Consider the following 23,958-nt stretch of genomic DNA (forward strand, 5'->3'; position numbering starts at 1 on the left):
ATCGAGCTCGGCGCAGAGGCGAGGGGCGTTCCGGCAAAGGGGAATCGGTCGGGCCGCGGATCCGGGCGCATTGCGAGGAGGTGGAGGCGGGTTGAAGCCCGCCCCGAGGGCAGTCGATGGAGCGGCTCCTGTCAAGGCTTTGCGCTCCGGGGTCGTTGGCCCTTCGGGCCGGATGTACGACGCCGCGCATGGATTGCGACCTCGGGGTGGGGAGGCCTGCCGGTCTTGAAAGCGGGGCGCCTTCTGGCGAACATGCGGTCCATGTTTGATGCGCAGAGGATCCTGGGCGCGCTGGTCTCGGATGGAGTCGAAGGCGGGAGCTTCCGCGATTCCAGCCGTCGTCGGCGTTACCGCGACGAGGAGTACGAGCGTCGCGACGACGAGAGCGGTATCGGCGCGGGGACGCTGCTCGCAGGCGCCGCGGGGGTCGCGGCGGCGGGCGGGCTCGCCTACATGGCGTATCAGCACTTCAAGCAGCCGGCGGCGCCGGGAATGCCGGGGGCGCCGGGGATGCACGGGATGCCGGGGGCGCCGGGGATGCACGGGATGCCGGGGGCGCCGGGGATGCACGGGATGCCGGGGGCGCCGGGGATGATGCCGGGGGCGCCTGCGCAGCAGCAGCAGGGGTTTTTGGGGCAATTGATGGGGTCTTCGTCCGGGCCGATTCCGCCGGGTGCGCCGCAGGGGGGCGGCGCGACGAATTTCGGGGTGCCGGTTTATCACAAGGATCCGTCGACGTGGGGGACGAGCGCGCCTGCGGCGCCTGCGCAGGGACACGCGCCCTGGGGGGGCCCGCAGGGCGGCCCGCCGCAGCCGGCGCAGCCGTGGGGAGCGCCGCCGAACCCGGGGCCGCAAGCGGGCTGGGGCGGGCCTCCGCCGCCGGCGCAAGCGGCGCAGCCGCCCGCGCAATGGAACGCGCAGCCGAACACGACGCCGACGGCGCAATGGGGGGCGCCGCCCCACGCGGCGCCGCCTGCGCCGCCTGCACCTTCGCAATGGAACGCGCAGCCGAGCACGACGCCGACGGCGCAATGGGGCGCTCCGCCGAACATAGCGCCGCCGGCTCCGGCCGCGCCGCCTGCGCAATGGGGAGCTCCGCCAAACCCGGTCGCCGCTCCCGCGCCCGCAGCCGCTCCCGCTCCCGCTCCCGCTCCCGCAGCCGCTCCCGCTCCCGCTCCCGCTCCCGCAGCCGACGCCCAGGCCGACGCCTTGCTCCTCGTGCGCGCCATGATCACCGCCGCCTTCATCGACGGCCAGATCGATCCCGAGGAGCGCGCGCGTATCCTCGACCGCCTCGCGCGTGCCGGCCTCGGGCCCGAGGATCGCGACGCGCTCAACCGCGAGCTCGAAGCCCCGCAGCCACCCTTTGCGCTCATCGGGCAGATCCGATCACCCCAGATGGCCGAGCAGTTTTACGTGGTCTCGCTCCTCTCCGCGGGCACCGAATCCGAGGCCGAGCGCGCCTACCTCAAAGGCCTGCCCTCCATGCTCGGCCTGCGCCCCGAGGACGTCGCCCGCTTGCATGCGGGCCTCGGCCTTCCGCCCCTCCCGTGACGTCCGCCCCCCGGCGACGATATTCCCCCGCATGACGTCCGGCCCGCATGGCCCACGCCACACCTTCGAGGACCACACGGCCGAGCTTCGGCTCGGCCTCTTCGCGCCCACGCTGCCCGAGCTCTTCGCCGAGGCAGGCCGCGCCCTCGCCGAGCTCGCCGTCGGGGAGGGGGCGCCGCTGCCCGAGGCCTCCGGCGAGCCTGTCTCCGTCTCGCTGCATTCGGTCGACCGCGAGGCGTTGCTCGTCGACTGGATGAACGAGCTCGTCTTCCGGACCGAGGTGGACGCGCGGGTCTATGTCGATTTCCATTTCGACGAGCTCGCCGCCGATCACCTCGTGGCCCGGGTGCGCGGCGCGCTCGTCCCCGACCTCCGGCCCCTCGTCAAGGCGGCCACCCTGCACGACGTCCACATCACGGAGGATTCGCATGGCTACTCGGTCCACGTCGTCCTCGACATCTGAACCCGCATCGACAAGGCCGCCGCCGCCCTTCGTCGAGGTCGCTCCCTCCGTGTACGAAATTCCGACCTCCTATCGCAGCGACATGCGCGTGCCGGCGCGGATCTTCGCGAGCCCGGAGACCTTGCCCGGCTTGCTCGCGGACCATTCCGTCGAGCAGCTCGTGAACGTGACCACGCTCCCCGGCATCGTGGGCGCCGCCTGCGGAATGCCCGACATGCACGAGGGGTATGGGTTTCCCGTCGGCGGCGTGGCCGCGACGGCCCTGCCCGACGGCGTGATTTCGCCCGGCGGGATCGGGTTCGACATCAACTGCGGCGTGAGGCTGCTCGTCTCGAACCTCGAACACAAGGCCATCGCCGCGCGGGTCGAGGGCCTCGTGCACGAGCTCTCGCGCAGCGTGCCCTCGGGCGCCGGGCGCGGGGGGCGGTGGTCGTTCGCGGGCAAGAAGCTCGACAGGATCCTCGAAGGCGGCGCCGGCGCGCTCGTCCGGGAGCACGAGGTGGGGACGGCGTCCGACCTCGAGGCCATCGAATCGGGTGGCGCGCTCGAAGGCGCGGACGCGTCGGCGGTGTCGGAGCGCGCGAGGCAACGCGGCGCCGATCAGCTCGGCACGCTGGGGAGCGGCAACCATTTCCTCGAAGTGCAGGTCGTCGACGAGGTGTTCGACGAGGGGGCGGCCGGGCGGCTCGGGCTCGTGGTCGGGCGCGTGGCGGTGCTCGTGCATTCGGGATCGCGCGGGCTCGGCCATCAGGTGTGCACGGACCACGTGCGCCTGATGGACGGCGTGATGCAACGGTATGGCATTCACGTGCCGGACCGGCAGCTCGCCTGCGCGCCGCTCTCGTCGCCCGAGGGACAACAATATTTTGCGGCCATGTGCGCCGCCGCGAATTTCGGGTTCGCGAACCGGCAGCTCATCGCGCACCTCGTGCGGGACGTGTTCCGGCGGATGTTCGGGGAGCGGGACGGCTTTTTGCGGTTGATCTACGACGTCGGGCACAACACGGCGAAGATCGAGAAGTACGAGGGAAAGAAGGTGTGCGTGCATCGCAAGGGCGCGACGCGCGCCTTTGGGCCGGGGAGCCGGGACGTGCCCGCGGCGTATCGGGATATCGGGCAGCCCGTGTTCATTCCTGGCAGCATGGGGACCTCGTCGTTCGTGTGTGTCGGGACCGAACACGGGAGCGAGGCCTCGTTCGGGAGCACCTGCCACGGCGCCGGGCGGCAAATGAGCCGCACCGCCGCCAAGAAAAAGGTGACGGGGCAGGCGCTGCGCAAGGAGCTGGAGGGGCGCGGCATCGTCATTCGTTGCGCGTCGAACGCCGAGCTCGCCGAGGAGGCGCCCGCCGCCTACAAGGACGTCGATCGGGTGGTCGACGTCGTGGCCGCGGCGGGCATCGCCCGAAAGGTCGCCCGGCTGCGGCCGCTCGGCGTGGTGAAAGGGTAATCAGGTCTCGAGCTTGCCGGCCGAGAGCCGGACCCGCGTCGCGCCGATCGCCTCGGCAAACCCGGGATCGTGCGTCGCGACGAGGACCGTCGTGCCCGCCGCGCGTCGCTCGGTCACGAGCCCCGCGAGCTCGCGGACGCCGGCCGCGTCGAGGCCGTTCGTCGGCTCGTCGAGCAAGAGCAAGCGCACGTCGCCGAGGATCGCCGCGCACAGGCAGCTCCTGCGCCGCTGGCCGAGGGAGAGGCCGCCGAAAGGACGATCCCAGTACGCGCGGAGGCCGAGCCGGTCGAGGAGCGCTTCGTCCGGGGGCGGGACGCGCTTCAGCGCAGCGACGAGCGCAGAGAGCTCGCGCGGCGAGAGGTGGGCCGGCGCGTCGGCGGCCTCGGGCACGTAGCCGACGCGCGCGCGGGCAGCGGCGCGCGGGCCGAGGATCGAGGCGCCGTCGAGGGTCGCGTGGCCCCGATCCGCGTCGAGCACGCCGGCGAGGATGCGCAAGAGCGTGGACTTGCCCGCGCCATTGTCGCCGAAGATCGCCACGACCTCGCCCCGCGCAGCCGAGAGGCCCGCCGCGTCGAGCACGAGCCGCCCGCCGAGCCGCTTGTCCAGGTCCACGATCGAGAGCGTCACGCCGCACCTCGGATCCTGCGTAGCACCTCGGCCCGGCGCGTGGCCGTGCCGATCCGCACGATTCCGACACCGAGGACCATCCCGAGCGAGAGCTCCCCGGCGAGCGACGCCATGGCAGCGCCGAAGGCAGCCCACACGAGCGCCTCGATCATGCCGCGATCGCCGCGCCGCGGAGAGGCCTCGGCCTCGCGCGCGCCGCCGACGAGGACCGCGCCCGTGGCGAACCCGGAGGCGACCGCGAGCACGACGAGGCGCGCCGCGAGCGCGAGCGGCGCATGCAGGCCGAGGGCCCCGACGGTCGCGAGGACGAGGCCGCTCGTGGCCCCGAGGAGGCCACCCGCGAGCGCCGCGGCGAGCGCGCGGGTGCGCGGCGCCGTCCCCGTCGCGTCGCAGAGCCAGGAGGCCGCGCGCTCCGCCCGCACGACCGCCGCCACGGCCCCCGAGAGGCCCGGCGCGAGGGCGACCGCCGCGAGGCCGAGGGCGAGCGCGCCGATCGACGTGTCCGCATCGAGATCGTGCCCGCGGGCGGCGAGCGGGAGGATGAGCCCGGCGAGCGCCGCGAGCGCGAGCGCGCGCCCGAGGACGGCAGGTTCGCCGCGCAGGACGCCGAGCAGGTACGTCGAGGCGAGCGCGCCCAGCGGGGATCGGCCCCAAAACCCGCGGGCCGCCCCGGACGACACCTCGGGCGCGCGGCGGAAAGCGGCCGGGACGGCCAGGCACGCCGCGACGAGGGCCGCCCCGAACGCGAGCGGCGGGAGGTGTCCAAAGACGGCGAGGCCCACGCCGGCCGCCGCCAGCGCCTCCTGCGCGCCCCACGGCCGCGTGGCGGCGAGCGCGTGCCCCGCGAGGGCCGCGAGCCCGGCCGTGGAGGCCGAGAGGAGGCCCTCGCCGCGCCCGAACAGGAGCATCCACGGCGCCTCGACGACGAGCGCGCATACGCCGCCCGCGAGGTGAAACACGAGGCGCGGCGCGGGCAACCATCGGAGATACGTCGCTGACGAAGGAACGAGCGCCGCGCGCGCGGCGGGCAGGCCGAGCATGAGCCACCCGGCCCAGAGGACGGTCATCAGCGTGGGGGAGGCGCGCATGACGGCGAGCGCCTCGGGCGGGCTCATCCCGTTCGGCCCGAAGAGGACGGTGGCGACGAGGAAGATGCCGAGCAGGAGCGGAGCGGCGAGGGGATAGGCCGCGCGCATCGAGAGGACGACGAGGATCTTCGCGAGAGCGAGGTGTCGCATTCGCACGCCCCTTCCGTGTGCGCGTGGGGGCAGGATACCGGGGAGCTCCGGGCGGGAGAAGCGCGGAGGCTCCGGGAGTCCGTTCGTCCGAGGATGCCGAGGGGGAGAGCGCCGGCCGCGCGGAGAGCGCGGCCGGCTTGGCGAGGTGGGATCAGGGGTTCGTGCAGAGGATCAGGGCCCAGTTCTGGAGCGGGCCGGTGATGGCGCCCGCGTCGTCCACGGCGTTGAGCTTCCAGTTGCCCTGCATGGACGTCCCGACGAGCGACGCGAAGGAGGCCTCGGGGGCGAAGCACCCGGTGTACGGCGCCGTGAAGCTCGTGTTCGTGATCAAGTTGGGGCAGGTCGAGTCGAAGACCGTGTTGATGAGGTCGTCGTTGCTGCTGCCGTTGTCGCTCGTCACGTCGAACGTGGTGTTGCCTGGCGAGATCAACGAGAGGTCCACGTCCGCCATGAAGTCGTGGTCCATGTTGACCAGGATCGCCGCGCGCGCGATCGTCCCCGTGGCGCCGACGTTGATGATGCTCGTGACGCCCGTGGTGTTGTTGTCCGGGATGCTGAGCGGGGTGTCGATCGACCGGTAGACGTGCAGCCTCTGCCCGGCGGCGCACGCGGGGAAGTAGGCCGGCAGCGTGCAGTTGGGATCCGCGGCGTCGATGAACCCGTTGCTGTTGTTGTCGATGCCGTCGTTGCAGAGCGTCTCGAAGGCGACGCACACGCTCGGGCTGCCGGTGCACTTGTACCCGGACTCCACGGCGCAGGTCGGCGAGCAGCCGTCGCCGCCGACCGTGTTGCCGTCGTCGCACGCGTCGACGCCGTCGACGACGCCGTTGCCGCAGCTCAGCGTGCAGACGCTGGGCGTGCCCGTGCACTTGTAGCCCTGCTCGATGACACAACTCGACGAGCAGCCGTCGCCGCTGTTCGTGTTGCCGTCGTCGCACGTCTCGCTGCCCGTGATCACGCCGTTGCCGCAGAGCGCGGTGAACGTCACCTGGAGCTGGTAGGCGCTGATGGCCGCGTTGTTTTGATATTCCTCCACGCGGACGTAGTACGTGCCCGGGGCGAGCTTGCGCGCCGCCGTGTCGGTCGTCGTCGTCGGATCGATCAGGGAGCAGCTATTGAGGCCGTCGTCGTCGTCCGTCATGATGATCGTCGTGCAGTTCGCCGCCCGGAGCTCGATGACCGTGTCGTTGCCCGTCGTGCAGGTGCCCACCGACGGGACGAAGGTCTCGATCCTCACGTCCGCGACCGCGGGCACGGTGAACGCGTAGTAGTCCTGGTCGCCGGCGGGGCTGATCTTGCCGGTGATCGCGAAGGGCGGCTTGAGCGGGCCGCTCGCGCTCGCGCACGCGGCGTTCGGCTCGGTCTCGACGAGGACGCAGGTGCTCGGCGTGCCGAAGCACACGTAGAACGGCTCGGATTGGCAGGTGGCGTTGCAGCCGTCCCCGGGCGTGTGGTTCCCGTCGTCGCAGGTCTCGGTCGCCACGTTCACGTAGCCGTCGCCGCAGGTCGCCACGATGCAGCCCGGGAGGCAGGCATCGTCGTCGTTCATGTTGCCGTCGTCGCACGCCTCGGCGCCGGCCGGGATGCCGTCGCCGCAGACCGTCTTGCAGGCGCTCGGCTGGCCGGTGCACACGTACCCGAGCTCGGCCTTGCAGGTGGCGTTGCAGCCGTCGCCGGGGTTCGTGTTGCCGTCGTCGCAGGTCTCGGCGCCCTTCAGGAGGCCGTCGCCGCAGATCGGGGTGCAGGTGTTCGGCGTGCCCGCGCAGAGCCAGCCCACCTCGAGCGCGCACGCGGCGTCGCAGCCGTCGTCGGCCACGGCGTTGCCGTCGTCGCAGGTCTCGGCGCCCGTGAGGATGCCGTCGCCGCAGAGCGAGAGGACGCAGACGTTCCCCGCGCAGATGTTGCTCGTGCAGTCGCCGTTCGCGAGGCACGCCTTGCCGAGGTCGCAGGTCGTGCAGGTGCCGCCGCCGCAATCTACGTCCGTCTCGGCGCCGTTTTTCACGGTATCCGTGCACGTCGGCACCTGGCAGAGGTTGCCCGTGCAGATGCCGCTCTGGCAATCGGTCGGCTGATTGCAGGCGAGGCCGTCGCCGCAGGGGCTGCAATCCGCGCCGCCGCAGTCGACGGCGGTCTCGGTCCCGTTCTGGACCTGGTCGGTGCAGTTCGAGGGCTGGCAGATGCCCGCCGTGCAGACCGTGCTCGCGCAATCCGAGTTCACCGCGCAAATGAGGCCGGCGGCGCAGGGCGAGCAGTTCGGGCCGCCGCAGTCGACGTCCGTCTCGTTGCGGTTCGTGACCTCGTCCGTGCAGGTCGGGAGGCAAATCGAGCCCGAGCAGGAGTCGCCCACGCAGTCGCTGTCCTGCGCGCAGCCGAGGCCGGGGCCGCAGGCGTTGCACGTCGCGCCGCCGCAATCGACGTCCGTCTCCTCGCCATTCTCGACGGTATCCGTGCACGTGGGCGCCTGGCAGACACCGGCGTCGCACACGCTGCTCTGGCAATCGGAGGCCGCCGCGCAGACGAGGCCGTCGGCGCAGGGGGCGCAGGTGCCGCCGCCGCAGTCGACGTCCGTCTCGGCGCCGTTCTTCACGGTGTCGCCGCACTCGGCGGGGACGCACATGTTGTTCGCGCAGACGTTTTCAGGGCAGTCGGCGGGCGCGAGGCACTCCACGCACGTGCCCGCGCCGTCGCAGAGCTTGCCCTCGTTCGAGGCGCAGGCGGCGCCGGCCGCGAGCGGATTGTTCCCAGGTTGCCCCGCATTGCAGACGTCCTCGGTGCAATCGTTCTGATCGTCGAGGACGTCGGTGTCGTCGTTCTCGAGCGTGAGCTTCCCTTGGCCGTCGCAAATTTCCCGGGCGCAGTCACCGGCCGTCTGCGCGTCGCTCGGGGTGCCCATGGGGGCGAGCTCTTCGCCGCAGACGCCCGCCGTGCAGGTGCGCGTCCGGCAGGCGGTGTCGGCGCCGGGGCAATCCTCGGGCGTCGTGCACGCGCCCATGCCGCCCGTCCCACCCGTCCCACCCGCACCGCCGGTGGACTGGTTGATGTCCGAGCGATCAGGCCGCGAGATAATCTCGCAGCCCGCGGAGGCGCTCATGCACGCCGCGAGGAGCGCGAAGGTCGCCGCGGCGTACCTCTTGATTCCCAAGCTTCTCCATCGACTCATGGGCGACATGCCCTTTCTCCCGATCGGCGCCATGCCGGCGCGAGGGACCACACGGCCCGCAGCCCCCGGGGACGCCGGCCTTTCCGGTTTGCCAACCCGAGACCTCACCACAGGCGAAAAACCCGGTCAAGGGGTAGATCGGCCCGGAAGCACCCTCGGACAGGCGTTTTCGGGGCTATGGCCGGCCTCGCCTTCGGGCGCATGCTCCCGCTTCGCGTCGACTCTGCGGTCTGCCCTACGCAACCCCGCGGTCTTGGTGGGGGAACACGCGCGTCGGATCAAGGCCGCGCGGGGGCGCCAGATTGTTTCTTCTTCAGGTAGAAGAAGTCCCGAGGTGCGGGCTTCGATACATATCCGGTCTTCGTGTATTCGACCTTTTCGATGAGCGTCGAGACGACCGCGGGCGGGGTCGAATGGTCGTACAGGAGGAACCGTGTATACGACCAGTTGATGTCGAGCTCCGCGGCGGACGCGGCGCCGGCCGATTTCATCGCCGCCGCGAGGTCACGCGCCCATACCCACTCGCCGATCGCGAAGAGCAGCGTCGTGCCGTCCTCGTGCAGGCCGATCGCCGTGCGGCGAATCTCGCGATCGCCGCCCTCGGCCGCGCCCCAGAGCCGCGCCGTGTCCTCGGCCGAAAGCCGCGGGTGCAGCGCGCCGCCCTCGATCAGGCAGGGCGGCGTCTGCCGGTAGGACCGGATCTCCGCGGTCAAGGGCGCGAGCGCCGGGAAGCTCGCGACGCGCACGGACCCGTCCCCGAGAAGCGCCACCGTGCAGCCGTCCTCCCGCGGCGCCAGAAAAACGTCGCCGTCGACCATCATCCCCCATTGGCCGTGCTTCGCCATGAACCCGCCATTGAACACCGCAATCAACGAAGGCAGATCCGCCGCGGGGACGAGGCCGGGACGTCGATCTTTTGACACCCCCGTGGACGTGGGCTCTTCCGTGCCTGCGACGAGGCGCAGATCGACCCGGCGTAGATCGATCGCCACGAGGACGACGGAGGGGTGGGGTTTGATCCGGTGGGGGTGGACCGTGGCGCGCGCGAGCGCGCCGGTCCCGCGCGCGGCGCCCTCCTCGATCCGCGTGAAGACCCCGTCGCCGGGTTTGGCGGTGCGTGCGTGGGGCGGCGGGAACGCGGGGGGTGGAAAAGGAGGACCCGAATTCGTGGGAGCAGGAACCTTTGGTGCAGCAGCGGTCTCCGGAGGGCTCGGTTCCGCAGGCTTCGGCGGCGGCGCCATGACGGGCGGCGCCGCGGGGATCGCCGTGGATCGCGGCGGCGGCGCCGCAGGATCGAGGGGAGGGGGCGTCCCGCCGCACCCGCAGGCGAGGATCGAAAGGAACCACGGGAAGAACCGACGTACCATGCCCGGCCGCCATTAGCACAAGTCGCGCGCCTGGCACCTGAACTGCGAAAGAAAAGCAGCGCGGTGGGAATTTCCAAGCCGCGGTCGACGGAATCTTGCATCATCGTCCGAATACGTGTGGAGGCGCGCGGCGGCCCTCGGAGAGGCCATAACGTTCCGCGCAAATGTGCTTCCCTCTTTCGCGATAACCGAGTACGCCTAGCCCTTGCCCGTCTCTTGCCCACTTCCCTTTCGAGGGGCGAGAGCGTCTCCGTTGGTGGAGGATTCGATGAAGCGCTCCGTTCGTTGTCTCACCATGCTCACGGCGCTGGTCGGGGCTTCCTTCGCGCATGCGAAGGAGCTGCCGAACTTCGATGCTTATTATCGTGCGCAGCCGACGCCCGCCGGCGCACCGCGCGTCTCGCGGTCCCCCATCGGCGGACACGTCACCTCGGTGCATCCGCACTCGGGGGCTCCCACGTTCTTTTGGGCCGCGCGGGATCAGGCCGGCGCGCAGGCGCTCGTGGCTTCCACGAAGCCCGACCTGGCCGCGCGCAGGGCGCTCGTCTCCGCGGCCGAGATGCTGAAGGTCCCCGAAGCCGCCATCCAGGCCACGGTGGTGCGTGAAATTCACGATCGCGGCGCGGGCGGCGTCGTCGTGCGCCTCGGCCAGGAGATCGACGGCGTCGAGGTCTTCCGCGGCGGCGCGAACGTCATGCTCGATCGGAGCCACCGCCTCGTGGCGGCCGCGAACAACCTCCACCCGGCCGGGTTTGCGGGGAACAAGCGGGTCCCGCGCACCTTCGTCGTGACCCCCCAGGGCGCCCTCGCCAGCGCGTTCCGGGATTTCCACGGGACCGACCTCGCCGCGGCGAACCTCGTCCCGCGCGGGGAAAAAGGCCGTTACCAGACCTTTGATCTCCTGCCCGCGCAGGGGCACGAGTTTGCCGGCCCTGCGCGCGTGAAAAAGGTGTATTTCCCGCTGCCGGATCGCCTCGTTCCCGCGTACTACCTCGAAATCCGCCCGCGCGAGGTGGGCCAGAAAGACGCGGGCCTTTATGCCTACGTGATCGCGGCCGACGACGGGCGTGTCCTCTCTCGGCAGAACCTTTCTCACGACGCGGTCTTCAATTACAGGGTATGGGCCGACGCGAACGGCGACAAACGCCCCCTCGACGGCCCGCAGGCCGATTACACGCCGCACCCGACGGGCGTCCCCGACGGCTCCCAGCCCGACTTCATCGCGCCGGTGCTGGTGTCGATGGATGGATTCAACAAGAACCCCCAGGGCACCTTCGATCCGTGGCTGCCCTCCGGGGCGATCTCGACGTCGGGCAACAACGTCGACGCATACGCCGACCACAACCAGCCGGACGGCTTCAACAATGGCGACACGCGCCCGAGCGTGACGGCGCCCGGCGTGTTCGATCGGACGTACGACGTGAACCTCGCGCCGACGGCGAACCCGAACCAGATCATGGCCGCCGCCACGCAGCTCTTCTACGTGACGAACTGGCTGCACGATTACTGGTACGACTCGGGCTTCGACGAGGCCGCTGGCAACGCGCAGAAGAGCAACTACGGCCGCGGCGGCGAGGAGGGTGATGCGCTCCGCGCCGAGGCGCAGGACGACGCGTTCAACAACCAGAGCCGCAACAACGCGAACATGCAGACGCCTGCGGACGGCGCGTCGCCGATCATGCAGATGTACCTCTGGTCGGGCGCGAGCGCGCGGAGCCTCACGACGAACCCCGGCGGCAAGAACCACAGCACCGACGTGGCCGAGTTCGGGCAGCAGACGTTCAACACGACCGGCGCCGTCTCGCTCGTCAACGACGAGTCCACGGCCACGACGAACGAGACGCCCGGCACGTTTGGTGATGGCTGCCAGGCCATCAAGAACAACGTGGCCGGAAAGATCGTCCTCATCGATCGCGGCTCCTGCACGTTCAAGCAGAAGGCCGTGAACGCGCAGGCCGCAGGCGCGATCGGCATGATCCTCGCGAACAACATCAACGAGCCGGCCCCGCCGTACATGCCGAACGGGCAGCCGAACGGGGCGGTGACGATCCCGGTCCTGTCCACCACGCTCGCGTCGGCCGCGGCGATCAAGCTGGCCATGATGGGCAGCGATGTGACGGCCACGATGGTACGGGCGGCCGAGGGCGTCGAGCGCGACGGGACGATCGACAACCACATCGTCGCGCACGAGTGGGGCCACTACCTGCACAACCGGCTCGCCTACTGCGGCTCCAACATGTGCGGCGGCATGGGCGAGGGCTGGGGCGACACGGTCGCGCTCCACATGGCCCTGCGCGAGGGCGACGACCTCGACGGCGTCTTCGGCATGAGCGTCTACGCCACGGCGTCGCTCGGCGACAGCGGCTACTACGGCATCCGGCGTGTCCCGTACTCGACCGACATGACGAAGAACGGCCTGACCTACCGGCACATCGCGGACAACGAGGCGCTGCCGAGCCACCCGATGGCCGTGGTCCCCGCGCCGAACTCCGAGGTGCACAACGCCGGCGAGGTGTGGGCGACGATGATGTTCGAGGCGACGATCGCGCTCCTCAAGCGCAGCCAGGAGCCGGGCGCCCCCTACGACTTCGAAGGGGCTCGCCGGCGCATGGCCGACTACATCGTCACGTCGCTGAAGATGGTCCCGCCGGACGCGACGTACCTCGAGCAGCGCGACGCGATCCTCATGGCCGCATCCTCGGTCGACCTGAAGGACATGGAGGTCCTCGCCAAGGCCTTCGCCAAGCGCGGCGCGGGCTCGTGCGCGGTCTCGCCGGAGCGCGACTCCGGCGACAACGTGGGCGTGGTCGAGAGCTTCGAGGTCAAGGCCTCGGTCTCCGATCTCGCGAGCGGGCTCGACGACGCCGTCCAGTCCTGCGACGCCGACGGGCGCCTCGACGCCCAGGAGACGGGCCGCGTGACGATCGAGCTCCAGAACACGGGCGTCGCGCCGCTCACGGACGCGGTCGCGAGCGTGACGGCGCAGCAGGCGGGCATCTCGTTCCCGAAGGGCACGCAGGTGCAGTTCGGCACGGTCCCGCCCTTCGGGAAGGCGAAGGCCACGATCGACGTGGCCCTCGACGGCTCGGTCGCCGGCATCAGCTCGGTGAAGCTCGACATCGCCGTGACGAGCGCGCAGACGTGCGAGCCCAAGTCGACGCTCGTCGAGGTGCCGTACATCAACTACGACAACGTGCCGGAATCGGCCACGATCGAGAGCGCCGAGAGCGACATCGAGACGTGGACGAAGTCGGGCGACGGCGCCGATCGGGTCTGGAGCCGCATCCAGAACGGCCCGCCGAACCACGTCTTCCACGGCGTGGACCTCGGCAGCATGAGCGACACCTCGTTCGAGTCGCCGCCGATCGTCGCGGGCCCGGGGCCGCTCACGATCACGATGAAGCACCGCCACGAGTTCGAGGTGGGCCCGTCCCCGCAGGGGGGCGGGAACGTCAACTACGACGGCGCGGTCCTCGAGATCTCGACGAACGGCGGGCAGAGCTGGCAGGACGCGAGCCAGTTCGTGAACGTGCCCTACACCGGCACGATCACGGACATCTCCGACAACCCGCTCGGCAACCGGCAAGGCTTCACGAACCGGAACGCGGCGTGGCCGGGCTTCAACACGATGACGCTGAACTTTGGCACCTCGCTCGCCGGCAAGTCGTTCAAGCTGCGCTTCCGCATCGGCACCGATCCGGCGGCGGGCGCGCACGGCTGGGAGATCGACGACATCGACGTGCAGGGCGCGGTGAACAAGCCGTTCGCGTCGATCGTGGAGGACAGCACGAGCTGCGTGGGCCTGCCCGTGGCGAACGCCGGCCCGGACCTCGTGGTGTCGGGCGGGGATCAGGTCGAGCTCGATGGTTCGAAGAGCAGCGATCCGGAGGGCGACAAGCTCACGTTCAAGTGGACGCAGTCGGAAGGGCCCGAGGTCGCGCTCGTGGACGGCGACGGGCCGAAGCCGACGTTCGTCGCGCCGGACGTTCAGGCCGAGACGTCGCTCACGTTCCAGCTCACCGTCTCCGACGGCAAGGGCCTGGCGAGCGACCTCGTGAAGGTGACCGTTCTGCCGGGCACGGGGAGCGGTGACAGCAGCGCGGGCGTCGGAGGGAACACGGGCGCCGGTCCGATCATCGTCGACGACGGTGGTTGCGGCTGCGCGGTCGTGGGAGACGAGCAGAAGAGCCCGGCCCTGCCTGCGGCGGCGGCCCTCGGCCTGCTCGGCGCGGTGTTCGCGCGGCTGCGTCGCCGGAACCGCAACTGACCCGTCACGGGCTGGAGGCGGCGGCCCTCTGCGCCGCTGCCTCCAGCGCCTTCTGCCAGTCCCCCCGCATCGATGCGCTCACCGTGTGCCCCACGCCGGGGTAGGTGGTGAGCTCCGCCGAGAAGCCCACCGCGACGAGCGCGCGTACGGTCTCGGTCGCGCCGGCGTGCGGCACCATCGTGTCCGCGTCGCCGTGGAACGCGTGGACGGGCGGGGCGACTTTCCCCATGGGCCACGCGCTCGGGTAGAGCGGCGGCGCGAGCAAGCCGGCGAGGGGGAGCGCTTCGCCGACGCGCTCGGGGTGTTTGACCACGAGCGTGAAGCTCAGCATGCCTCCCTGGGAAAACCCCGTCACGATCGGCCGGCCGCGTGTCGGCCGTGTTCGTTCGAGCTCCTCCAGCATCGCCGCGAGCCCGTCGGCCGCGAGCGACGTGCCCTCCGCGAGTTTTGCCGGGTCGCGCCGCGCGAGCGGGAACCACGAGAAGCCGTCGCTGTAGGGCGAGGTCCCGTACGGAACGACGACCCGCATGCGGCCTTCGATCCGATCGAAGAGCCGAACGAACGACTCCGGACGATCGCCGAGCCCGTGGATCGCCACCACGAGCGGCAGCCGTTCGGTCGCGGCGGCGCCTCCCGTCACGCGTTCGAGGTAGCGGATCCCGGCGGCTTCGGGCGGCCCGGATGCGGGCTTCGCCTCGGTCCGCGGGGCCGCGCTGCTCGGCGGGGGCTCCGGCGGCGTGTCTCGGCCGCACGCGGGCGCGAGCCACACGAGCGCGAGGAGGACGCGGCCCGTGGCGTGGATCATGCCGAGGCCAGGCGCGCGGCCCGCTCCCGTTCGAGCCGCGGCGGCGGCAGGATCGACGCGCCGAAGAGCACGCGCCGCGGCGCCTCGCCCGCGACCTCCTCGCGCCACGACAGGGCCCATTCGGCCCAGGGGATGTGCTGATCCCGGAACAGGATTTTTCGTAGATCGAGCGGCTTCGGGGGTGTCGCCGGGCGATCGCCGCGCACCGTCGGAGGCACGATCGGCCCGCTGAAGGCGGCGTCGAGCGGGTAGATCACCTCGGTCCGGTAGCCTTCGCCCGGCCAGAGCACGAGGCCCTCGTCGGCGATGTCGTACGGCACGTCGTCGCCGAGCGCGGCGCGGATCTGCTCGCGCACGAGATCCACGCCGGCCATGCGGTAAAATCCGGCGATCGCGTTCTCGAACAGGATCCGATCCGCGCCGTCGAGCGCGTCGACGAAGCCCGGCTCGGTCACGCTCGCCACGACGAGCCCGCTCTGCTCCTCGAACGCGATCACGGCCTTCGCCTTGGAGAGCGCGTCGCACGCGAGCTCGAGGCGCAGCCGGTTCGATCCGAGCTCGACGCTCTGCACGGTGATGGCGCCTGCGCGGAAGCGGGGGCAGGCGGCGAGCAGGCCGCTCACCTCGCGATCGACGGCGCGCCGCACGGTCTCGCGCAGATCGTCGAGCTGCTCCTGCAGGCCGCGCAACGAGCCGTGGCCGTGCTCGATGCCGCGGGACTCGTCGAGATCGGCGCGGCGCGCGGCGCGCCTCAGTTTTCCGTACAGCTTGGGCAACGTGCCCGAGTGAAAGCCGGGCCGCATCAGCGTGCCCACGGTCTCGCCCTGGTGGCCGATCGGCACGGGCCCCAGGTTCTTCGCGCGGTTCTCGCGGTAGAGGCGGAAGTTCTCCTTGAACTCCCACACGAGGAAGCCGAACACGCTCGGGAAGAGGAAGACCGTGGTCGCCGCGATCGTCCCGCCGATCACCGGGCCGAGCGGGGCGAGCGCGTGGTTCATGACCGTCAGCATCTCCGCGAGCTGCTGGATCAGCATCTTCTGCGCGACCGTGACCACCGGGAAGTGCTTCACCGGGTTGATCTCGGGCTCGATCAGCAGCGTGATGTAGAGCCGGATCACGTACGCCACCAAGAACCACACGAGCCCGAGCGCGGCCTTCAGCGGGATCGTGGCGCGCTTGTCGCCCTCCCGGAAGCGCAGGAATTCGTCGACCCGGTAGAGCGTGCGCTCCGAGAGCTCCAGCATCGCGCGGAAGATGCCCATCACGAGCCGCAAGAGCCCCGGCAGCGCGCGCCCCTTGAGCGCCTCCCAGCCGAGCGCGATCTGATCGAACACGACCTCCTGCGCGACGAGGCCCGCGCGTGTGTTGAGCAGGACGCTCGCCGCGACGAACACGCCGGCCGCGCCGAGGGGCCCGATCACGCCAGGCACGTCGCGCAGCGGCGTGGCCATGTAGAGGATCGCCGCGACCACGAGCGGCATCAGCACGTACCGCGCGAGCGCCCGCGCGAGGCCGCTCTCCAGCACGCGCCGGATCGGCCCGAGGGAGAGGACCCACCGCGGCAGGCGCACGAAGACGGCGGCGAGCGCGTGGCCGAGCATCGACAGGAGCCGCATCACCCCCGCGCGCAGGGCCTCGCTGTGGATGAGCCCGAAGATCACGGCGGTCGTCACGAGCAGGGACGGCGTGCTCACGAGGTGCGGCGGCACGAAGCCGAGCGCCTTCGCGGCCGGCCCGACCATGTGCTGCAGGCCCTCCAGCACCACGAACGCGCCGCCGGCCGGCAGGATCACGAAGAGCGTGACGAGCCGACCGAGCTTCGTGCCGAAGAACACGCTCGACACCTTCTGCAGGGCGCGCAGGTACACCTCGCCGCGCCGGTAGACGCCGTCGAGCGCGACGTCGAGCGCGCGATCGGCGAGCAGCAGGGGATCGCCGCGCACGAGCTCGCGCGGGTGCGCGACGTCGCCCATCTTGAGCTGGTTCCGCGAGAGCGCGTCGCGGAGCTGCCCGATGCTCAAGAACCCGCGCGCCACCACCTGATCGCAGAGCTCCTCGACGAGCTTCTTGCGCGCCACGTGCTCGGGCACGCTCGCGGGCCGGAGCCCCACGCCGTCGAGCGTCCCTTCGAGGACCGGCCGGAGCGTCTTCCGCACGTTCTCCTCGGCCCGCCGCACCGCCATCCGCAGGAGCCGCGCGATGAGCCGTCGATCCGCGGACGGCATCTCCACGTGCCGGAGCTTTTGCAGCGCGCTCCGCAGGTGGCGCGCGACCTTGAGCGCCCGCGTCGCCGGCAGCTTCCGCACGATCGGGCGCTTGCCGAGCGAGAGCGCCCACGTCACGAGATCGACCGCCGACGACCCGCGCTCGTGCGCCACGCAGGCCCGCTGCAGATCGTAGAGCAGCCGCGCCTCGACCGGATACCGCAGCGCCTGCCGTTCGCTCGCCGTCGCCGCGAGCGGCATGAGCGACGAGGTCCATGGCACCCGCGGCGCGCTCTCCGCGCTCTCGCCGGGGCCCACGAGCGCGCTGTCGAGCCGCGCCCCGAGCGCGTCGAGATCCCGCTGCACCTGGGCGCGCAGCTTGACCTGTTGGTCCTCGCCCGCGGCCGGCATCGCCGCGAGCAGCGAGAGCGCGGCCCGCACGTGGTTGCCTTCGGCGCGCGCCTTCTCGGCCTGGACCACGAGCTTCTGCGCCCCCGTGACCGTCGTCGCGCGCCGCGACAGGAACGCGGGCAACACGTCGAGCGCGGGGAGCGCCGAGTACGTGGGCGTCGTCGACTCCCTGCTGAGCGGCGCGTCCGTCGGATCCGCCGCGCCCTCGGGCCGGCACGCCGCGAGCAGGGCGCGTGCGTCCACGTCTCCGCCGATCACCACGAGCGCCCGCGACGTGTCCCGCAGCGTCGGGAACGTCCTCGCCACGAGGCGCGGGGCGAAGTGGTGGAGCTCGAGGAGGAGCGCCGCGAACTCCGTGTACACCTCGGCGTCGTCGGCCGGGGGCAGGAGCAGATCGTCGGAGCGGAGCACCCGCCGGATCTCGTCGAACTCCGTCTGCCCGATCCGATCGATCCGCGCCCGGATCCCCGCCTCGTCGAGCGCGCCGCGGCGCCGCGCGGCTTCGAGCGCGAGGTGCACGTGCCCGTGGAACGCCCCGCGCCAGAGCCGCGTCAGCACCTCGGCCGGCGACGCGGCGAGGATCTCCGAGCCCTTCGGCCGGGGCAGGAGCACCACGTGCTCGGGCAGCTTCGCGCCGGCCTCGCCGAGCTCCGCGGCCGGCACGAGCGCGAGCAGGTCGTCCCGCCCGAGCGCGTAACACGACGCATGCGGCACCTGCAGCCCGATGCCCACGATCCGCCGGTGGCGCTTGATCACGCGGGCGACGAGGCGGCTGTCCACCACGAGCGTCCCTGTCTCCGCGCTTCGCAGGCTTCGCTCGATGGGGGTCGTGTCCATGCGCAAGGGCGGAGCGACGGATCCCGAGCGCCGCGCTCGGCCCCCCCTTACACCACGCAGCACGGAGGCACAACGACGCGGGCGGAAAGCAATTTCCCGTCCGGGGCCCCCCGACGTCGGGAGACGGTAAGCCCGGCTCTCGGCGCGCGCCGCGGGGCCTCATGGGCAGGGGGGCGCTGGCGCGTGGATCTCGGCGAGGGCCGAAGCGAGCGGGCGGCGCGTTTGAAGAGGAGACGACGCATGGCTCACGCATTCCATCGGTCCTTTGGCCGCGCCTTCACGTGGCTCGCGCTCGCGTCCGCGGGCGTGGCGGGCTGCGGCACGGACGCGGGGGAGAACCGTCCGAGTCCGGCCAGGGAGGAGCCCTCGGAGCCGCTCTCGCACGGACAGATCCTGGCCGTCGTGTCGACCATCGATCAGAACGAGATGACGAACGCGGAGACGGCGCGGCTCCGGGCCACGAGCGAGGGGGTCCGGTCCTACGCGGAGCGCGTCACCGCCGAGCACCAAGCGATCCAGACGCGCATCCTGGCGCTCCAGGAGAAGCTCCGGGTCAAGCAGGAGGGCAGCGAGATGCAGTCGAACCTCCGCCGCGACGCCGAGCGCGCGGCGGAGCTGCTCCGGACCGTGCCGGCCGCGGATTTCGACGTCACCTACCTGAACGCCCAGATCGGCGGGCACCAGCGCGCGATCACGCTGCTCGACGCGCAGCTCATCCCGAACGCCGATTCGGCGGAGGTCGAGACCTTCCTGCGCGAGGTGCGCGCCACGCTCGCGCAGCACCTCGCCCAGGCGCGGCGCCTCCGCAGCCGCTTCCCGATGCTGCCGGGCGACCGCATCTGAGGCGGGTGTCCCCCAGGCTGCTGCGCGGCTCGATGCGTCGGTCGGCCTCGCTCGACGTACGGTCGTACGCCTCGCTCGGCCTCCCTAGCCTCGAGCCGCTCGCGACGCCTGGGGGACACCCGCTCGGAATCGGCGCAGCGTTGATAAATACGGAAAAGATCCGGAGCGCCCAGATCGGACAGGGTACGTCCGATCTGGGCGTCGATTTCGGGCGGCCGTCCGCCATTGCATGATAATCTCGGCGATGGGTGGCGTCATGGACGGGGAGCCGGCGGCCGTCGGGCTCGCCGCGGCCGATCGTGGCCTCTCGTCCCACGCCCGGGGTCCGCCTTATTTCGGTCTTACCTGCGAAGGAATGGATGTCATGCTTGTCTTGACAAACAATCGCCTCGGCCTCGTCTCGCCGACCGTGCGACGGACGCGCCATGCCGCCGCTCGGTGATCGCCGGACGTATCTGCCGCGCGTCGTGGCCCCGCGCTGGGTGGTCTTCGCCGATTTCGACGAGACCTACCTCGCGCACGACGGCTCGCCCGAGCGACGCCGCGATCGGCGCTCGCTCGAGCAGCTCCTCCTCGAAGAGGCCTCCGCGCTCGGCCTCGTCTTCGGCTGGGTCGCCGACGGGCCCATCGACGTCGTCGCCGCCACGGTCGGCACCCACGGCCTTCGCGTCGTGCCCCATTTCATCGCGAGCTCCTGGGGCGCCGAGCTCGATTTTTTCTCCCGCGAGGAGGGCCGCCGCCCGGTCGCCGAGTGGGACGCGCGGGTCGCGCAGAGCGGCTTTTCGAGGGCCCGCGTCGCCGCCGCGCTCGACGATCTCCTCCGCCGCGGCATTCCCTTGGTCCGCCGCGAGCAAGCGGGCCGGCGCATCGACAGTTACATGTTCCAGCCGAGCGGACGCGGCAGATCCCCCGAGATCCCCTCGACCCTCCACAAGGTCGCCGAGCGCCACGGGATCGGCGTCCACGTCTATCCCTGCCATCCCGCGCTCGGTGAGCCCGAGGGCACGTACGACGTGGATTTCGTGCCGCGGGGCGTCGGAAAACGCCAGGTCGTCGATTTCGTCCTCGATCGCCTCGGCATCCCGCGCGCCCGGGCCATGAGCTTCGGCGACGACGTGGGCGACGTCGACATGCTCTCCGCCGTCGAACACGGCTACCTCGTCGACAACGCCACCGACGACGCCCGCCGCCGCTTCTCCCGCACCGCCGGGGCCAGTTATGCCCGCGGGATCCTCGACGTGATCGAGCGACGCATCGAGCGCATCCGCCTCTGATTCGGGCGGTGCCGCGACCGCCGCGACACCGCTGTCAGGGCCGCAGGGCAGCCCGCGGAGCAAGCTCCCTCCTTGAATGCCGGGAATACGTGCATGGCACATCGTTTGCTCGCCGTGCCCAGCCTTCGTTTTTCCCTCATCCAGGAGATGAAATGTCGATGGAACGACCTTTCGCGGCGCGTCGCGCGCTGCTGCACCCCCTGTGGCTCGGGTCCCTCGCCCTGCTCGCCCTGAATGACCACGTCCTCAAGGGCGCGGGCATTCTCCCCGGCGCGATCACGGGCAAATTGAGTGATTTTGCCGGGCTCGTGGTGGCGCCCGCGCTGCTCGCGGCGCTCCTCCGCCTCGGGAGCCGCCGGAGCCTCGTCCTCGCGCACCTCGCGACGGGCGCCGTCTTCGCCGCGATCAAGCTCTCGCCCGCGGCGGCGCGCGCCTTCGAGGCCCTCGCGGCGCTCACGCCTTTCCCCTGGCAGATCACCGTCGATCCCACCGATTTGATGGCGCTGCCCGCGCTCGCCCTCGCGTTCCGTGTCCTCGTCCCGGCCATGCAGCGCCCGCTCCCGGAGCGCCCCCTGGCCCAGCGCACGGCCGTCGTTTTCGGAGCCCTCGCGTGTGCCGCGACCAGCGAGCCCACCGAGCCGCCGCCGCCCTGCGGCCCCGATTTCTGCGGCGTCACGCCCACCGAGAGCGGCGCACTCTCCCTCGGCAATACCACGGAAGGCGAGCGCCTCGTGCGCCTGCGCCCGCTGAAGGACTCGGTCCAGGTCGATTGCCCGACGCTGCTCGCCGATCCCGAATCCGCGCTCTCGCGTGAGCTCTTCGCCCCCGCCGAGGCGTGGCTCCTCCAGCCGGGCCGGGGTTTGCCCCTCGAGAACAATGATACGGCGGGCTGCGTCGCCTACCTCGTCGACGCCGACGGCCTCGCGCCCACGCTCCTCGCCTGGTCCTCGCAGAAGTTCCCGACCCAGCTCGTCTCCACAGCGACGAATTCGGACGATCGCCTCATGATCCCGCTCTCGCTCGATTCGAATGGCAAACTCTCGCTCGGCCCGCACGAGGCCGTCTTCAAGGCGCCCGCGCTCGAAGATCCGCCCGCCGCCCCCGGCTGCGCCTCGCCCGGCAAGACCGTCGGGGTCGAGTGGTCCACGCCCGTGCCCCTCCACGGACCCTACGTCCTGGAATCCGTCGTCTCGTCCCCCGACGATTGCCACGCCCTCGTGCTCCAGAACCAATCGACGATGTACGTCTGCGTGCCCGGCGCGGCCATGCCGTTCAAGGCCGGCGACAGCATCGCCATCGAAGCCTTCGAGATCGCCGGCGGCTCCTATCCCGAGACGAACGGCGAAGCGCCCGAGGGCAAGGCGCTCGTGCTCCGCAGCGACACGCACACCGTGCTCGCGGTGCGCGGCAATGTCCTCGCGCGGTACGAGTCCACGGACGCCGCCGAGCCGCTCACCGAGCCCGCTGTCGAGTCCGAGCTCGCCCAGGGCTGCGCCGGCGCGCACGACGAATGCGGCAGCCTGCTCGTCCCGCTCGAGGTCAGCTACCTCGGCGCTCACGTCCCCTCGATCACCTTCCTGCGCGCGGGCAAGAGCCTCGATCTCGCAGACGGCTACGGCACGCTGCACCTCGTGCGCGCCGATGCCATGCCCATCCGCGACACGGAATGTCCGCCCTTCGCTCGCAAGAGCCGTCATTACGAATCCGTTCTCGTCGTCTCCGCGGCGCCTTGATTTCGGGAGGAAACCACCATGGACCATCGAATCGGTACAGCGCTCCTTTCGACCTTGCTCGCCTCGCTCGTGCTCACGGGCTGCGCGGCCGACGCCTCGGAATCGGGCGCCTTCGGCGGCAACGTAGATCCCGAGCCCGGCGCCACCGGCATCTCGCAAGGCGGCGCGCAGGACTTCGGCCTCTTCCGGAAGATCCTCGAAGACGGGAAGATCCCGGGCCCCGGCGCGCTCGACGACCTCGGCTTCTTCGCCGAGCACAAGCTCGATTACGCCCCGCCGAACTGCGGCAACAACATCTGCATGCACGGCCTGCTCGGCGTGATGGGCAACATGATCACCGGCTCGAATTGCACCCTCGTCCAGATCGGCATGAACTCGCCGATCGACGTCGGCAGCATGACGCGCCCGCCCCTGCACCTCGTCGTCGCCGTCGACGTGAGCGGTTCCATGGTCGGTGAGCCCATGGATTACGTAAAGGCGGGCCTCGTCGAGATGATCCCGGCGCTCGAGCCCACGGATCGGATCTCGCTCGTCACGTACTCGACGAGCGCCAACCTCGTCCTCGATCACGTGAGCGCGTCCAATACCCAGGCCCTCCAGAGCGCGTTCCAGGGCCTCTTCGCCGCGGGCTCGACGAACCTCTACGACGGCCTCTTCACCGCGTTCTCCGTCGCCGACAAGTATTTCGATCCAGCGTACCAGAACCGCGTGCTTTACCTCTCGGACGGCATGGCCACGGCAGGCCTGACGAACCCGAGCAAGCTCACCTCGCTCGCCGAGGCCTACGCGAAGAAGGGCATCGGCGTAACCACGATCGGCGTCGGCGAGGCATTCGACGTCGAGGTGATGCGCGATCTCAGCGAGGTCGGCGCCGGCAATTTCTACTTCCTCGAAGACCCGAAGGCGGTCGTCGAGGTCTTCACCGACGAGGTAAAGACCTTCCTCGTGCCCGTCGCGCTCGACGTAAACATCGACGTCGCCGTCGGCGGCGGCTACGTCGTGCGCGGGGTGTACGGGACGAACGGCTGGCAGACGGCCGAGGGCGGCGGGACGATCTCCATCCCGAGCCTCTTCCTCGCAGGCCGCACGAGCTCCGACGATCCCATCTCCGAGGGCCGGCGCGGCGGCGGCGGCGCCATGATCCTCGAGCTCGTGCCGCGCTCCGGCGCAATCAGCGTGCCCGATCCCTACGAGGTCGGCTCGCTGAACCTTTCGTACAGGGACCCGCTCACGGGCTTCACGAAGGCCCAGTCGACGAACATCAAGGCCCCGCACATGTACGAGGATCCCGAGACGTTCTTCACGGACGAGACCGTCGAGAAGGGTTTCGTCATGCTGAACATCTACGCCGGCTTCAAGCTCGCCGCCGAGCTCTCGGCCGACAGCGATCCGCGCACCGCGCGCCGCACACTGGAGGCGATGCGTCCGAACGTCGACACGTGGCTCGCCGAGCACCCCGATCCGGACATCCAGGACGACCTCAAGTACGTCGACCTCTTCATCGAAAACCTGAAGGTCGTCGAGGCAAACACCACGCCCTACGAGCCAGCCGATCCGCCGCCGCCCTGGCCCGCGGACTGACACGTCATGGGAGCTGCGGAGCCGGGGCGCCGCCCCGGTCCCCGCGGGGGGCTGTCCGCCCCCTCGACCCCGGACCAGCGAGGCGCTGGACCCAGGGTTGAAAAACTGCGCGATGCGCAGTTTTTCAAACAGGCCGACGAAGAAGCC

The 23,958-nt window shown here is 70.9% G+C and carries 14 protein-coding genes; 8 read left to right on the plus strand and 6 right to left on the minus strand.

Annotation, left to right across the window (positions count from 1 at the left end; translation table 11 throughout):
- Positions 1–252: 252 nt before the first annotated feature.
- The 3 genes from E8A74_RS42630 to E8A74_RS42640 are packed head-to-tail and all read left to right on the plus strand — an operon-like array spanning position 253 to position 3,464.
- Positions 253–1,554: a tellurite resistance TerB family protein gene (locus tag E8A74_RS42630; RefSeq protein ID WP_136934883.1), complete on the plus strand. Its 1,302-nt coding sequence runs from the start codon at positions 253–255 to the stop codon at positions 1,552–1,554.
- A gap of 31 nt (positions 1,555–1,585) precedes the next feature.
- A complete protein-coding gene (locus E8A74_RS42635; RefSeq protein WP_136934884.1) occupies positions 1,586–2,017 on the plus strand; it encodes an archease in 432 nt (143 codons plus the stop codon).
- A gap of 49 nt (positions 2,018–2,066) precedes the next feature.
- On the plus strand, positions 2,067–3,464 hold the full coding sequence (locus E8A74_RS42640) for an RtcB family protein (RefSeq protein ID WP_269749935.1): 1,398 nt from the start codon (positions 2,067–2,069) through the stop codon (positions 3,462–3,464).
- On the opposite strand, the gene E8A74_RS42645 is transcribed toward E8A74_RS42640, so the two are convergent.
- The 4 genes from E8A74_RS42645 to E8A74_RS42655 all read right to left on the minus strand — a co-directional run bounded on the left by E8A74_RS42645 (position 3,465) and on the right by E8A74_RS42655 (position 9,856).
- Positions 3,465–4,091, minus strand: coding sequence for an ABC transporter ATP-binding protein (locus tag E8A74_RS42645; RefSeq protein ID WP_170229795.1), 627 nt, complete (start codon positions 4,089–4,091; stop codon positions 3,465–3,467).
- On the minus strand, positions 4,088–5,329 hold the full coding sequence (locus tag E8A74_RS53365; protein ID WP_170229796.1) for a hypothetical protein: 1,242 nt from the start codon (positions 5,327–5,329) through the stop codon (positions 4,088–4,090). Before E8A74_RS53365 ends, E8A74_RS42645 begins: the two co-directional genes overlap by 4 nt.
- A gap of 151 nt (positions 5,330–5,480) precedes the next feature.
- Complete coding sequence (locus tag E8A74_RS42650; protein ID WP_170229797.1) at positions 5,481–8,471, minus strand: DVUA0089 family protein; 2,991 nt, start codon at positions 8,469–8,471, stop codon at positions 5,481–5,483.
- A gap of 296 nt (positions 8,472–8,767) precedes the next feature.
- A complete protein-coding gene (locus E8A74_RS42655; RefSeq protein ID WP_136934888.1) occupies positions 8,768–9,856 on the minus strand; it encodes a phosphodiester glycosidase family protein in 1,089 nt (362 codons plus the stop codon).
- Between the two features lie 268 nt (positions 9,857–10,124).
- Between E8A74_RS42655 and E8A74_RS55745 the strand changes: the two genes are divergently transcribed.
- Entirely contained in the window at positions 10,125–14,123 is a 3,999-nt protein-coding gene (locus tag E8A74_RS55745; protein ID WP_136934889.1) for a M36 family metallopeptidase, read from the plus strand.
- 4 nt (positions 14,124–14,127) lie between these two features.
- Here E8A74_RS55745 and E8A74_RS42665 read toward each other — a convergent pair whose 3' ends face one another.
- Together E8A74_RS42665 and E8A74_RS42670 are read right to left on the minus strand one after the other, a co-directional pair.
- Complete coding sequence (locus E8A74_RS42665) at positions 14,128–14,928, minus strand: alpha/beta hydrolase (RefSeq protein WP_136934890.1); 801 nt, start codon at positions 14,926–14,928, stop codon at positions 14,128–14,130.
- Positions 14,925–18,380, minus strand: coding sequence for a hypothetical protein (locus E8A74_RS42670; protein WP_170229798.1), 3,456 nt, complete (start codon positions 18,378–18,380; stop codon positions 14,925–14,927). The genes E8A74_RS42665 and E8A74_RS42670 overlap by 4 nt, the downstream gene beginning before the upstream one ends.
- A 240-nt stretch (positions 18,381–18,620) precedes the next feature.
- Between E8A74_RS42670 and E8A74_RS53370 the strand changes: the two genes are divergently transcribed.
- The 4 genes from E8A74_RS53370 (at position 18,621) to E8A74_RS42690 (ending at position 23,811) form a co-directional block, all read left to right on the plus strand.
- Entirely contained in the window at positions 18,621–19,223 is a 603-nt protein-coding gene (locus E8A74_RS53370; protein ID WP_170229799.1) for a DUF4142 domain-containing protein, read from the plus strand.
- Positions 19,224–19,648: 425 nt separating this feature from the next.
- The gene (locus E8A74_RS42680; protein ID WP_136934893.1) at positions 19,649–20,497 is read left to right on the plus strand and encodes an HAD hydrolase family protein; all 849 of its coding nucleotides are present in this window, start codon (positions 19,649–19,651) and stop codon (positions 20,495–20,497) included.
- Positions 20,498–20,655: 158 nt separating this feature from the next.
- Entirely contained in the window at positions 20,656–22,230 is a 1,575-nt protein-coding gene (locus tag E8A74_RS54335) for a hypothetical protein (RefSeq protein WP_211365581.1), read from the plus strand.
- Between the two features lie 18 nt (positions 22,231–22,248).
- Positions 22,249–23,811 (plus strand): vWA domain-containing protein, encoded by a 1,563-nt coding sequence (locus tag E8A74_RS42690; protein WP_136934894.1) that lies wholly within the window; start codon positions 22,249–22,251, stop codon positions 23,809–23,811.
- Positions 23,812–23,958: the final 147 nt, after the last annotated feature.

This window comes from Polyangium fumosum, from assembly GCF_005144585.1.
Classification (GTDB): Bacteria; Myxococcota_A; Polyangia; order Polyangiales; family Polyangiaceae; genus Polyangium; species Polyangium fumosum.

Bases quoted from the DNA above. Each gene is read 5' to 3' on its own strand.
- E8A74_RS42630 (WP_136934883.1), top strand. From the start codon at position 253: ATGCGGTCCATGTTTGATGCGCAGAGGATCCTGGGCGCGCTGGTCTCG.
- E8A74_RS42690 (WP_136934894.1), top strand. From the start codon at position 22,249: ATGGACCATCGAATCGGTACAGCGCTCCTTTCGACCTTGCTCGCCTCG.
- E8A74_RS42670 (WP_170229798.1), bottom strand. From the start codon at position 18,380: ATGGACACGACCCCCATCGAGCGAAGCCTGCGAAGCGCGGAGACAGGG.
- E8A74_RS55745 (WP_136934889.1), top strand. From the start codon at position 10,125: ATGAAGCGCTCCGTTCGTTGTCTCACCATGCTCACGGCGCTGGTCGGG.
- E8A74_RS42680 (WP_136934893.1), top strand. From the start codon at position 19,649: ATGCCGCCGCTCGGTGATCGCCGGACGTATCTGCCGCGCGTCGTGGCC.
- E8A74_RS42665 (WP_136934890.1), bottom strand. From the start codon at position 14,928: ATGATCCACGCCACGGGCCGCGTCCTCCTCGCGCTCGTGTGGCTCGCG.
- E8A74_RS53370 (WP_170229799.1), top strand. From the start codon at position 18,621: ATGGCTCACGCATTCCATCGGTCCTTTGGCCGCGCCTTCACGTGGCTC.
- E8A74_RS54335 (WP_211365581.1), top strand. From the start codon at position 20,656: ATGGAACGACCTTTCGCGGCGCGTCGCGCGCTGCTGCACCCCCTGTGG.
- E8A74_RS53365 (WP_170229796.1), bottom strand. From the start codon at position 5,329: ATGCGACACCTCGCTCTCGCGAAGATCCTCGTCGTCCTCTCGATGCGC.
- E8A74_RS42655 (WP_136934888.1), bottom strand. From the start codon at position 9,856: ATGGTACGTCGGTTCTTCCCGTGGTTCCTTTCGATCCTCGCCTGCGGG.
- E8A74_RS42635 (WP_136934884.1), top strand. From the start codon at position 1,586: ATGACGTCCGGCCCGCATGGCCCACGCCACACCTTCGAGGACCACACG.